The organism is Marinobacter sp. AN1 (assembly GCF_026013985.1).
Taxonomy (GTDB): domain Bacteria; phylum Pseudomonadota; class Gammaproteobacteria; order Pseudomonadales; family Oleiphilaceae; genus Marinobacter; species Marinobacter segnicrescens.
This window is the reverse complement of sequence record NZ_CP110342.1, coordinates 641,312-654,270: the sequence shown is the minus strand read 5'-3', so window position 1 is coordinate 654,270 and position 12,959 is coordinate 641,312. Positions and strand designations below refer to the sequence as shown.

11 protein-coding genes are annotated in these 12,959 nt (G+C 56.8%); 1 reads left to right on the top strand and 10 read right to left on the bottom strand.

The annotated features are described in order from the left end of the window. Positions 1-5 precede the first annotated feature (5 nt). From LJ360_RS02850 to LJ360_RS02840, 3 genes are read right to left on the bottom strand one after another with little or no spacing between them, the layout of a single operon-like run. Positions 6-854: an outer membrane lipoprotein-sorting protein gene (locus tag LJ360_RS02850; RefSeq protein ID WP_264995200.1), complete on the bottom strand. Its 849-nt coding sequence runs from the start codon at positions 852-854 to the stop codon at positions 6-8. Beyond that, a complete protein-coding gene (locus LJ360_RS02845) occupies positions 851-3,313 on the bottom strand; it encodes an efflux RND transporter permease subunit (protein ID WP_264995199.1) in 2,463 nt (820 codons plus the stop codon). Before LJ360_RS02845 ends, LJ360_RS02850 begins: the two co-directional genes overlap by 4 nt. 18 nt (positions 3,314-3,331) lie before the next feature. Next, a complete protein-coding gene (locus LJ360_RS02840) occupies positions 3,332-3,535 on the bottom strand; it encodes a DUF2892 domain-containing protein (RefSeq protein ID WP_053113999.1) in 204 nt (67 codons plus the stop codon). Positions 3,536-3,673: 138 nt separating this feature from the next. Here LJ360_RS02840 and LJ360_RS02835 point away from each other — a divergent pair, with 138 nt between their 5' ends. After that, entirely contained in the window at positions 3,674-4,039 is a 366-nt protein-coding gene (locus tag LJ360_RS02835) for a metalloregulator ArsR/SmtB family transcription factor (RefSeq protein ID WP_320108782.1), read from the top strand. Positions 4,040-4,051: 12 nt separating this feature from the next. Here LJ360_RS02835 and LJ360_RS02830 read toward each other — a convergent pair whose 3' ends face one another. The 7 genes from LJ360_RS02830 to LJ360_RS02800 all read right to left on the bottom strand — a co-directional run bounded on the left by LJ360_RS02830 (position 4,052) and on the right by LJ360_RS02800 (position 12,877). After that, complete coding sequence (locus LJ360_RS02830; RefSeq protein WP_264994393.1) at positions 4,052-5,143, bottom strand: IS630 family transposase; 1,092 nt, start codon at positions 5,141-5,143, stop codon at positions 4,052-4,054. Positions 5,144-5,305: 162 nt separating this feature from the next. Further along, positions 5,306-5,974 (bottom strand): methyltransferase family protein, encoded by a 669-nt coding sequence (locus LJ360_RS02825; RefSeq protein WP_264995198.1) that lies wholly within the window; start codon positions 5,972-5,974, stop codon positions 5,306-5,308. Positions 5,975-6,115: 141 nt separating this feature from the next. Further along, on the bottom strand, positions 6,116-8,491 hold the full coding sequence (locus tag LJ360_RS02820) for a xylulose 5-phosphate 3-epimerase (RefSeq protein WP_264995197.1): 2,376 nt from the start codon (positions 8,489-8,491) through the stop codon (positions 6,116-6,118). Between the two features lie 97 nt (positions 8,492-8,588). Further along, positions 8,589-9,944, bottom strand: coding sequence for an MBL fold metallo-hydrolase RNA specificity domain-containing protein (locus LJ360_RS02815; protein ID WP_264995196.1), 1,356 nt, complete (start codon positions 9,942-9,944; stop codon positions 8,589-8,591). Then, positions 9,941-10,861 carry a ribose-phosphate diphosphokinase gene (locus LJ360_RS02810; protein WP_264995195.1) on the bottom strand — a complete coding sequence of 307 codons (921 nt, stop codon included), beginning with the start codon at positions 10,859-10,861 and terminating at the stop codon, positions 9,941-9,943. Before LJ360_RS02810 ends, LJ360_RS02815 begins: the two co-directional genes overlap by 4 nt. Continuing rightward, entirely contained in the window at positions 10,858-12,372 is a 1,515-nt protein-coding gene (locus LJ360_RS02805; protein WP_264995194.1) for a thymidine phosphorylase family protein, read from the bottom strand. The genes LJ360_RS02810 and LJ360_RS02805 overlap by 4 nt, the downstream gene beginning before the upstream one ends. 46 nt (positions 12,373-12,418) lie before the next feature. Next, complete coding sequence (locus tag LJ360_RS02800; RefSeq protein ID WP_153741193.1) at positions 12,419-12,877, bottom strand: ATPase; 459 nt, start codon at positions 12,875-12,877, stop codon at positions 12,419-12,421. Between the last annotated feature and the right edge of the window lie 82 nt (positions 12,878-12,959).

The following is a 12,959-nucleotide window of genomic DNA, read 5'->3' as shown; positions in this document are numbered from 1 at the left end:
GGTGGTCACTGCAAGTACTCCTTTGGTGCCCGGCGCAGGTAGCGCTCCGAAAACACGTCTTCCGGCAGGCCCAGGTCATAGTCAATGCCGCTGTAGGTCAGTTCCGTGGTGCCACCGTTACGCAGATTCTCCATCCTCGCCTTGACGACCGTGGGGTAACCCTGAATGTTCTCCACCGCCAGCGCGGTGTAACGCCGGTAGAGGTTGCCACTGTCGTCGACATACTCGGTGCGAACCGGCAGGAACGACTGCTTGTGAATATAGACATCGTAGTAGGCGAACTCAACCTCCCCGGGCCTCTTGGGTTTGTTGCGCACTACGTAGTAGTTGTCCGTGGTTTCAATCAGCTCATGGCTGTCGGCATCAATACTGCGCCCGGAGATATCCTCGTAAAAGAAATCCGAGCCAACGAAGCTGGTGCGTTTGTCGGAAGCGGCAATTCGCTTAACCAGATCCAGCGCCGGCAGGTACAGCCAACGGTCGTCGTCCCGGTCCTGGTGTTTCCACACCAGCAGCGTCATCTGGCTCACATCCGCCGGCCGCCGGAAATAGACATAGTACTTCTGCTCGCCACGATAGGCGCTCCCCTCAATGGCATCTGTCTCCGGGCCGTCCCGCCGCAAAATGGTAAGCTCGCGACTGCGGGTACGGCCCTGGCGGTCGGTGATGCTCATGGCGACCCTGGCGCGGCCATCACGGCCCTGAAAGTAGGAGACCATATTGGCACGGTTGACAATGCGCTCCACCGAGGGCGCAGCGCCGGCATCCTGGGCCAGGGCAATGGGCGTGATGCCCAGAGCGATCACCACCAGGGCCAGCTTTTGGAACAGGGTAACAGGCCAGTATCTACTCATTGCACGCCTTCCTCTTGGTTTTGCGGATTCGGGGCGGCCCTGCGGGCACCGGGAAACAGCCATCGTTGCAGCAGGGTTACCAGTGCCGGCAGGATCAGCAGTGTGCTCAGGCCGGCGGTCAACAGAATGGCCGCGATAAATACCCCCACCGTCTGGTAGGGCACGAGCGGTGCGGCCAGCAGCGGCAGGAAACCAACGCCAAGCACGATGGCGTTGCGGGTTATCGCCCGTGCCGGCTCGCCGAACATCGGCGCCACCGAGCGACGCCAGGAGCCTGTCTCAGCCTGGGTGGCGCGGGCGCGGGCCAGGAAGTGGATGGCGTAGTCCACGGCGAGTCCCAGACTCAGGGCGCTCAGCACGGCGACCGGCATATCGTAGTTCTTGCCGATGATACCGATCAGACCGTAGATGGCCCCGATGGTCACAGTCAGGGGAATCATGCACAACAGTCCCCAGAGCAAAGAGCGGAACAATAAGGCCATCAGCAGGAGCACGACCACGAAACTGCCGAACAGGGCCATGGCCATGCCGCTGACCATTTTGTCCTGCCAGACCACATTGATGTAGTTAAGACCAAACCAGCGTGCCTGGATCGACGCAGGCGGAGGGTTGGCCGCGATGAAGTCGTCGAGCGCCTGAACCACCCGGCTCATATCCCGGTTGTCGCCACTGGTAAGCTGAACCCAGATGCTGGCACGGCGGTAGTCGGGGGTAACGAAGTGCCAGAGATCCTGGGGGCGGTGGCCATTCTGGTAAGTGAGCAGGGTCTGCGCAACCGCCGCCGGACTGTCCGGAATGCGAAAGGCTCCGTCATCGCCGCCCAGCAGTTCGCGGTGAACGGTTTTGACCAGATCGGCGACGGAGTTGGACTTGCCGACCACGCCGGTCTCGCCCAGCCGCTGCTGCAACCTGGCGATGTAGCGCAGGACTTCGGGGCGTTTGAAGATCTGGTTGTCCTGGGCCGCGTTATCCCCCTCCGGAACCAGCGCCAGATAGGCCATGTAGGTGCCGCCGAAATGTTCGTTGAGCACCCGGTCTGCCACCCGGATGGGGTGCTCGGGCTCGAACCACTTGACCGGGTTATCGTTGATGCGGATCTGGCTGATGCCATAACCGGCGGCCACCACCACGACCATGGTAACCACCAGCACCGCCCTGGCGTGGCTGACCACGCCCTCGCCGAGGCGACGCAGCCAGCGCCCCATGACCGTATCCTGGTCCGGGTCCCCGGCGGCGTGACCGAAGCCGGTGAGCCGCCCCTCCGGCATCAGCATGATGTAAGCCGGAATGAAGGTCACCGTGCACAACCAGGCCAGGAACACACCAATCGCGATAAAGATGCCGAACACCTGAACGGGCGGGATCGGGGTGAGTGCCAGTGAGGCAAACCCCGCCATCGTCGTCAGGGTGGTGAACAGCATCGGTTTGAACAGTATCCCCATAACCTCCCGGATGGCCCGGTGGCGGTCACGATGCAGGGGATAGCGGTCGAAGAATTCCGAGAGGATATGCACCGCGTCCAGCACCGCAATGGGCATGATGAATACGGGGATCATCGAGCTCATGATGTGGACGGTGCTGCCGCTGATCACCAGCAGCGCCATGGTGCTCGCGGCCGCCACCATCGCCACGATCATCGCCGAGGTAATGAGCCGGACGTGGCGGAAGAACCACCACATCACCAGGAAGATGACCAGCATTGCCAGTGGCGCCGAGATCGCCATCTGATAGAACATCTGCACACCAAAGGTGTCCTCCGCCACGGGCAGCCCGGTGATGTAGACCTGGTCGCCGGTATCTTCCCAACTAGCGACTTTGTCAAGCAGGGCTTCGCGGACCCGGTAACTCATGTCCTTGCTGGTCAGCGGCAGGTAAAGGGCGACTGCCTTACCATCGGCGCTGACCAGGGTATTGTCGAACAGCGGAATGCGTTGCGCCCGCTCAAGAATAGCGAGCGCCTGGTTGCGGGTATCCGGCGGCTCTGGCATGAGCCAGCTGAAACGAACCGAGCCGACCCCCTCTTGCTCAATGTTGTCGACCCGCGAGAGCGCGAGCATATCCTCCTCGACCACGCCCTCCTGCCGGCCCGGGTTGTCCGGATCGGGCCACCTGAGCGTACTGGCATACTCCGTCAGCTCATAGATGCGCCGCAGCGAGCCGACATTGAATACCCCGTCAGGGTTGCTTTCGTTGACCACACCCACCACGACCATGTCATAAAGCGAGAATTGCTCCTTCATGTCGTCGTGGAAAACGCGCACGGGTTCGTCGGAAGAGAGCATGTTCTCGGGGTCGGTATCGATGGTCAGCGGATTAAGCAGACCGAACCGCTCGGGCCAGACGCTTGGCAGCGCCGCCAGCGCCACCAGCGCCAGCGTGACGACCACCATGGTCCAAACGGTCAGGCGAGGACGGTCAGTGGCGAACTGTAGCCACGAACTCTCGGTTTTTTCAGACATTTACAGTGCCTCCGTGCGTCAATCGAAGGCGGCGCCGGGCTTCTTGCCCAAGGCCTTGAGGATCTTCGCCAGAGGGCAGAATCCACTGAAGGCAGCCTGCAGCATGTTGGCGCCCACAAACGCGGTGAACCACAGCCAGTAAGGCGAGTGGAGCTGGGAGAGCGCAAGACTTACAAGGATAAAAGATCCTGCGAATGCGAGTACAAGACGATCAATGGACATATCTCTCTCCTGTTATACTAACGCGCTCTAGATCCAACAGATTGCGCGCCCCGTCGAAATTACACGGTATTTGGGTTGTCTGCTTGGCGACTAACTATAAGGAAGCCGAAATTTGCCAGAGGACAAGCAACGCTTAACTTGTTGACCAAGTATGTTTCGGAAAAACTAACATATTCACGAATTCAGAGCTATGAATATATGAATGGCAACCAGATGTCAGAAGCGGCTGATCACGCTACTAACTTGTTAAAAGCACTCTCCGGAAAGAGCAGATTAATGATCCTCTGCCAACTAGTGGAAGGCGAGCGGGCGGTGAGCGAACTCGCCGATACACTGGATATGCGCCAAGCGGCTGTTTCCCAACAACTTGCTCTACTGCGCAAAGATGGCCTGGTCAATGTGCGCCGTGACGGACGAACCATGCGCTATTCTCTGGCGGGAGACAAAGCGCGCCGTATCATTGAGCTTCTATATGAACTGTTCTGCGATAACGAAACATTCTAGTGTCCCGTTCGGTTAATTCGCGCGCTTATTGTCAATTAAGCTCAGCTTTGCCCGCGCCACTGATGTCATAATAGCTTCGGCGCTTTTATGCCACCGGAATGGCTTGGCCAGTTTTTCGTTGTGGACCTTGATGTACTTTTTAATAGCTGACTTCAACTCACCAACGCTGGTGAAAATGCCTCGATAAAGCGCGCGCCGTTCCAGTTGGCCAAACCACCCCTCAACGGCGTTCAGCCACGATGCGCTCGTAGGCGTGAAATGGAGTTTGAAGCGAGGGTGCTTGGCCAGCCAGGTTTTGACCTCCGAGGTCTTGTGAGTCGAGCTGTTATCCAGAATCACGTGCAGATCCAGATCGTTCGGGGTTTCTCGGTCGATCTGTCGCAAAAAATCCAGAAACTCCTTGGCACGATGGCGTTGAGTAACACGACCAATAACCTCGCCCGTCAAAATGTTAAAAGCTGCGTACAGGCTGGTCGTGCCATGGCGCTTATAATCGTGTGTATGACGCTCAATTTGTCCTGGCCTGAGCTGTAACTTTGGCTGTGTCCGGTCGAGCGCCTGAATCTGTGTCTTTTCATCAACAGACAGAACCAGCGCATTATCCGGAGGATTCAGATAAAGACCTACGACGTCACACACTTTCTCAGCGAAGTTCGGGTCGTTGCTGATTTTGAACGTTTTGAGCCGGTGCGGCTTTAAGTCAGCCGCTTTCCAGATCTGGCGCACTTGCCAGCGCGTCACTCCGGCATGTTTCGCCATGAGGCTGAGACTCCAGTGTGTGGCTTCTCTCGGGACCTTATGGACTGTGTCTTCTAAAATCTTTTTGACAGTTTTGTTGTCCAGCTTTCGAGGCTGCCCCGGTCGCGGCGCATCATAAAGCCCTTCAAGACCTTGCTCGCTATAACGCTTGCGCCATTTGAAGACCGTTTGAGTGCTCACCTGAAGCGAGTCTGCAATCCCTTGAGGCGTCTCGCCTTCATTCAGTAACAGAAGGATCCTGGCGCGTTGAGCCAGATGCTGACTCAGAGTGCTTGTTCGGCACCAGCCTTCAAGTTCCAGTTGATCGTTAACGGTCAGATTAAACGGGGCTGCTGGCTTGGGCACAATGGGAACCTATTTTTACTGATCGATAGCCTCATTATAACCAATATGAGTCAGCGAATTAACCGAACGGCACACTAGGGCCCGGAATTATCCATCGCAGGCTTACGGTAATATGGGGTGCATCTATCCATGTAGGCATGAGAATTCGCAGTAAGAAATACATCACGCTGCCTCATCATCGCTGCCGTTATGTGACGCAGCGGCGAGCTGACGCCACCGCCCCCAACGGGGGATGAACATTGGCACCTGCCGCTGGTAGGCACGGTACTCCTCACCGAACTCCTTGAGCACCTGCCGTTCCTCACGCCGAGCCAGCCATGTGTAGACAAGCACGATCACCGGAAAAAGGCCGACCGAGAACAGCGTCGGCCAGTGCACCACCCCTTCTCCAAACAGAGCGATGAATAGCCCCGTATACTGCGGATGCCGCACATACGCATACAAGCCGTCTTTCACCAAACGGTTTTCACCTCGCGCCTTGTGGACCTGACGCCACCCCTGAATAAAGAGGCCGATCCCGGTGAACGCGAGCGCATAGCCGAGCAACATTGAGACCAACATCCCGGTTTCGCCCAGCCCTACCAGGGTCGACCACAAGCTGGCGCTGACATACTCACTGTCGAGGCCAAAAAAACGCACCAACAGATAAATAGTGAGCGGAAAACCGTACATTTCCGCATAAAGCGCAATGATGAAGGCCTGCACCACTCCGGCGCCGGCCCATTCCCGCCAGTTTTTCGGCGCGAAATAACGGTAAAAGAACCAGGACGCCAGAACGATAACGATCAGTGTGATGCCCCAGGCCCCAGCGTGATTGAACGATTCATTCATAGCATGATTGACCTGTATGTGGGGCGGCTAGCTGCATCGGTTGCCGCCCGGATTGTTTTAGTGTGAGAATCAGTACGGTGATCACCAACGCTTTACTTTTCCCCGTAAAGACTGTTGTAAATCGATCCTCGCGCTCCATCGCTACAATGTCGCCTTATCAGCGCCTGAGGAGCCACTTTTTGACAGGATCGCCTGCACTATCGAATGGGCATCACATTTGTTGGCCTGCAGCAGCCCCGATGTATCCAGGGTGCCACCATGGTTTTCATAGCCAAACGCCAGCGTCCGGTCGGGCCCGAGATCGAGAGGACGGCAGAGTCCCAGCAAGGCCTCTGGGCGCATATGGCACACGAACACTCTGAGTTTTGTATCGTGAGGAAACAGCTCGGCCCTGTAAGAACTACCAGACTGATGCCCTGACTCGATTGGATCCCGGGGACTCCGGAATCGACCGGGCTCGAGAAGGCAGACCACACCACTCGAAAGCCCTCTCTGAGCCAGCGCTTCGGCAACCTCAAGGCAAACCCGGAGTTGATAGGCGCCGACAGCGATCAACTGCACATCACCGGCTTCACCAAGAGCGATGGCACCATTCCGGAGCAATTGCACAGCCTGACGGCCGTCAAAAACGGCAGGCAGTTTTGCCTTGGGAACCGTCATGGCCCAGAACTGCCCCTGGGTTCGAAAACACTCGTTAAGGCACGCCACAGCACTATTGCAGTCGGGAGGATAGACAACGCGGGCAGTGTCACTCATTTCTCCCATCAGGACTTCGCCGAAGGCCGGGTCCTGATGAGACTGCTCGTTCTTGCCGTTTTCCCAGAGGTGCGACGTCGCAATGACCGGCACGGATAACCATCGGGCGGGCCGACCGAGACTTTTCTGGTGTCGCGCAAAAATAATTTCCTGCCGAAGAGCGCCAATCATTTTCATGGCAAACGCTTCGTAGGACACCACCAGATTCATACCTCCCTTATTACCCAGAGCGGCGCTGACAACGGCCTCCTCATTCAGGGCTGTGATTACCGAGCCGTGAAGGGATTCCGCAAGGCCGGGCTCGGGCGTCAGGGTGCGATGCTTCAGAAGGTCAAGCGACTGGTTCATCTGATTACTACGCAATTCATCCGGGTTCCCCAGACGAATACGAAGCGCCGGGTTGGCCTTTACAAGGGCAACAAACTGCCGATCAATCGCCACCATGGGCGACTCTGATACCGCCGTTTGCAACCAGACCGGTTCGGGTACAGTTTGCAGCTTGACGTCACGACAACTCAGCGGATGATCCTTTTCCGCAGGCCGATCGTCTGCCCGGTGAGTTGCCAGCACGTCGCGGGCGCCGTGAATCTCGATCTCGGGCACAAACAAACGGGCAATGGATTCGTTAAAGTGCCTGCGCGAGACCTCATCAAATCTCGGTATTGCCGGAAGCGGGGTACCATGCGCCGCGTTTGAACCAGCACCATAGAAACCATAGCCTTTGACCGTCTCGGCAATCAGATAGGGGAGCTTTACAGGGTACCTCATGTGGCCGGCGCTGACCTGTTCGCTGCACGCCTGAAGCCTCGATTCGGCCTCGAAGATGCCCCAGATAAAGGCCGCAGGATCGCGGCCATCAATGAGTATGGGGTAAAAGCCATTGAGCTCCAGGTGCTGCCGGAACCAGTCCGTCCCCCCTTGCAGAAAAATGGTTGACCGTTGATCAATGCGGCGCCCGTTAGCAATCATCACCGGGGTCACCAGGCCACAGTCCTCGGCTCGCCACCAGCGGCTTGCCCAGTCGCTGCCCCGCTGCTCCTCAAATGCCCCATCACTGAGAAACGCGACCAGACGCTCCCCCGGCAGCGGCATATGGGTGTATTGCAGTTCCGCAAAGCCCAGGTATCCGCCCTCGATCAGCCCGCCGGCAGTGTGGGGGTTGACGTGACTGCCCAGGGGAACCCCCGGTGTGCCATCCGGAGTGACGGCGTAGCTGTAAAAGTCACTCACCAGCCGGGACAGCCCCGCCTCGTCGAGCGTGTACCGATCCTGCTGTTCTGGATGCAGATTGCCGAGCAGTATGTTGACGCTTTCGATAGCCGCCACACAGTGCCCCTGCCCCATCAGCCAGCTACGGGTCAGCCCCGCCAACGCGTTGGCGGCCGTGTAGCCAAGATAGGCAGGCACCATGTTCAGCGAACCACCGGTATGCCCCTGGGGATTTTCCTTGAAGTCATCCGCCGCCAGCGGCTGTCCGGACAGGTCCACTCTGCTGGCATAAGTCATGTGGGCTACCAGCCACATGGCCGCGTTGGTGAGGGTGTCTGCAGCCTCGAAAATAATCAGGGCATCGTCGAGCGAGTCATAACGCCCGGCACACACGAGTTCCTGGCACAGGTCGAACACGCGCACCTGGGTCAAATCGGTATGTTCGATCACCCCGCGCCCTTTTGCCCAGTTGGCAAACTGGGGGTAACGCTGCCGGTATTGGGCAGCACGCTGCTGGATTCGATGTGAATCCTCAATGGAATAGCCGTTCATGATCTCTCCCTGATAACTCTACTGACGTTAATGGTGGCCTATTAGAAATCCTCGCCGTAAATATCCGGATTACCCCGGGTATTTGCCCGGTCTCACATCAAAGACGCAAAATGGATTGGTAGCCTGCCACATCCACCTCAAACCGGGTGTTCTGACGCAAGTGATCCTTCATGGCCTCCAGCGCATCAGGGTCTCCATGAATCAAGTTGATCGGCGTTTCGGGGGCTAAGTCACTTTGAGCCAGCCACTGTTCAATCTCTGTGAAATCTCCATGTCCGGAAAGCCCACTCAACACCTCCAGCCGGGCCTTGACCGGAATCCAGTCGCCGTGGATCTTGATCCTTTCCGCTCCATCAACCATTTTGGCGCCTCGTGTCCCCCCTGCCTGATAACCGGCAAAGATAACGGTTGTACGGTGCTGGCCGAGGAGACGTTTGAAGTGATGAAGAATGCGACCGCCCGTTGCCATACCGCTGCCTGCAATAATTACGTGCGGGTAGGCCTGATCAGCCAGCGCCTTGGAGTCTTGGGCGCTGCGGCTATAATGAACGGTGCTGCACATTTCGTGGCATTCTGAACTGCTCAACCGATGCTGATCTTCGTAGCGGCAGTAAATCTCAGAAACATCAATCGCCATGGGGCTATCCAGATAAACTGGCAACCTTGGAATTCGTCCCGCCTTCATCAGGTCGGTGAGCATATGCTGCAAGACCTGCGCTCTGCCCACGGCAAAGGCCGGAATCAGTATATTGCCCCCTTTGTCGACGGTTTCATTAACGATGTCTGCCAACTGCGACAACGGGTCCGCATCGTCGTGGCGACGATTGCCATACGTTGACTCCAGCATCAGCATGTCCAGAGCTGGCAGAGGCGCAGGTGGCCTCATGAAAATATCATTGAGGCGGCCCACATCGCCGGAAAAACCGACGCGTTTACCTTCCGCCTCGATGATGACACAGGCCGCCCCGAGAATGTGCCCGACCGGTCGCAGATGAAAGCGTATATCACCGAGCTGGATCACTTGGTGAAAGTCCACCGACTGAAACAGCTCCATGCAGGCTTCTGCATCCTCCTGATCATACAGGGGCTCCGGATTCTCATGCCTGCTCAGCTTATGGCGGCCGAGGTAATGTGCCTCCTCTTCCTGAAGATGGCCGCTATCGGCCAGCAATATGCTGCATAGCTCTCGGGTGGCATGATGGGTATAAACCGCCCCCCGGAAGCCCTGCTTGTACAACACGGGGATGTAGCCTGAATGATCCAGATGGGCATGGGTCAGAAGCACGGCATCCAGCGAGGCAATATCGAGCGGCAACGGTTGCCGGTTGCGCTTTCTCAGCCACTTGTACCCCTGAAACAGGCCGCAATCGACCAATACACGTGTCTGGCCGGTTTCAACCAGGAACTTGGAGCCGGTCACGGTTTCCGTGCCACCCAGAAATGTAATGTTCATCGGCGCTCACCCTCCACCTGATTGAGAAAATGCCTGACCGGCGGCACCAGCAACTCGCTGACATCGATCTCATTGCTGCTGTGTGGAACCGTGTTGGTGGTCACCAGCGTCTGCAGGCCGGTACCCAGAAGGTAGGTGTCCGAGGCCTCCGCAAAAATGCCATGCACCGCCGCACACAGGATGGCCTCCGTGCCTTGCGCCTTAAGTGCCCTGACACACTCGCCAATGGTGCGTCCGCTGGAAATAACGTCATCAATGATGACGGCTTTCCGGCCGTTATACGCCGAGATATCCGGCAAGGTGACTTCAACGCGCCGGTCACCCAGACGCTGCTTGGTGCCAATGACATAAGGATGGTTACTGGCCTGCGCGATACTTGATACCCATTGCTCACTTTCCGCGTCCGGACCTACCAGCAACAGACCGTTTTGCCCCCGTAGCCAATCCGCCAGCGCCGGTGCTCCCTGAACAACTTGCGTGGGTATGCTGTAGATTTCGTCAAGAGACTGGTACCTGTGCAAATGTGGATCAACGGTGATCAGCCAGTCGATATGTAAAGACAAAGACTGGGCAAACACCCTGGAAGTGACCGCCTCCCCTTCTTCGAAGCGTCGATCCTGGCGCATATAGCAAAGATAGGGCGCCACCAACCCAATCGACCTGGCACCGAGTTCCCGGAGAGTTTCAAAGAGAAACAGGAGAGCAAGGTATTTGGTGTCTGGATGCGTTAGGTCGGCCAATATTACGCAGTTCGCACCTTTGACTGATGTGAGCACACGTAAGTAGGACTCACCATCAGGGAACCTCCGCACCTGCAAACTTCCCGGCTCCAAGTTAAGCTGATCACAAAGCTTCTCCTGTAATGGGTGCGGGGTGAGGCTAAACAGCACATTTTTTTCAATAATGTCCACAATCATTCCTCTCGCTTTACAGTGAAGATTGCCGGCCCCATATCGTTAAACGCCAGCGCATAATCCTGCTGTCCCGGACTGTCACTGAGTAACTCATAGAGAGGCTCTCCCTTAATGACGATATCGCCGACGTTCACCAGCAGCCGTAGTCCTGCGGTAGAACTGGCAGGCGCTCCTGCCAGCTTGGCGACACGGGCAAGCCGACGGTTGTCGATAGACACGATTGTTCCGGATTCCGAGGACAGAACTGGACGCCGAAAACGGGCTTCACCTAAGCTCTTCAGTCCCCCCTGAGCCTTTGTTATGCGCTTGAACTGCTCCCAGGCAGAGCCGTCTTGAAGTAATCGCTCTGCTTTGATCATCCCCTCTTTCACGCCAAGACCATCGGCCAGATCGAATAAATGGCCAGCCAGCAAGATGGCGCGGCTCCGTAGATCCTCCGGCGCACCCCGCTTTCCCTGCAACACGGCCAAAACATCACGGGCCTCCTCTGTCGGCCCGATCCCTGCACCAACCGGCTTGCTGCCGTCTGTCGCGATGCAGCGTACCTTCAGCCCACAGGCCGCCCCAACGCTTGTGAAAAGAGAGGCCAGCCGGTCGGCATCGCCGGGCGTTCGAACCTTGGCCGTCTCCCCCACCGGAATGTCAATCACCGCATGGGTGGAACCGGCAGCAATCTTCTTGGACAGCACCGAGGCCACGAGCTGGCCCTCACCATCAAGGTCCAGCGCTCTCTCGATGCGAATCAACAGGTCATCAGCCGGGCTGAGGTTCATCGCCCCACCCCAGGCGAGACAGGCACCGGTTTCTCTGACCACACGGCGAATCTCGTTCAGCCCAAGCCTCACATTGGTCAGCGCTTCCATGGTGTCCGCTGTTCCCGCCGGTGAGGTGATGGCACGGGAGGAGGTTTTAGGCATTACTAAGCCTGCTGCGCTGACGATCGACACAACCAGCGGCGTGGTCCGGTTGCCCGGCAGGCCTCCAACACAGTGTTTGTCGAACACACGATCCACGCCTGGCCAATCGAGCTGTTGTCCGCAATTCACCATCGCCTGGGTCAAAGCAACAATCTCATCGAAACCTAATCTGCCACCCGCACAAGCGCTCAGGAAACAGGCTATTTCGACATCGCTGTATTTGTGTGCGGAGATATCGGAGACAATGCGGGCCATCTCAGCCGGAAGCAAGCTGTGTCCGAATACTTTCCGACGAACCAGACTCAAGGATTCGATATAGGGCGCATGATGTACTGAAACCAGGTCAGACTGAGCCACCCCGAGCCGCTCTATGGCGATATCTGAAAGCCCCGCATACCCTTTGGGAACCGTTTCATCAGACGAAATATTGAGAGTTGCGATGATGGAACGTCCCTGCGAGGAAATTCCCACCCTGGAACTGGCGGCGAATCCTTCTGAAAGGCACACATCACAATCATCACGCATGTAGACGACAGGCTCCTGATGAGTATTGATACCCATCTTGAAAACCCGTAACTGACTGGAAGACGCCACCATGTATCAACATCCTTTTCTGCGTCGAAGAATAATTTCAGTGTTCTGATCAGAGGTCGTTCATACGCCCTATCTGCCTGGCCAATCGCATAGCTTCGTTCTCTTCCATGGTTAGCAACGACTGCAGTAATTCTTTCGCCTCGGGAATTTCGGCTTTGTCGGCCAGGGTACGATAAAGGTCCTCTATCTGATCATGGAAATCGAATACTTCTCTGCATATGCCCTCAAAATCCAGCTGTGCGTAGGGCTCATCGCAGGTTCTGTGGGTCTTAATGGGATGGTGAGACAGGTAGTCGTAGACCCTTGTCTCCAACGCTTTGGAATCGCCCTGCGACTTGAACTCGTTCACAATACGTTCCATTTCCGATTCATGGGTCGCCAAATAGTCCAGCAACGCTTGTGCTCGCTCTTCTTCATTCTTAGTGGCGCAGTGGGACAGGCATCTTGCAAGATGAGCATGCAAATCCCGTGTCCAGCTAATAAGTTCTCCAAAGGTTTTGATGTCCATTTACCCGTTCCCCCTTGTTGTCATTAATCATGTCAGCAAACAGCAATTACCTACCACTTAAACTCATAAGCCTGAATTCACA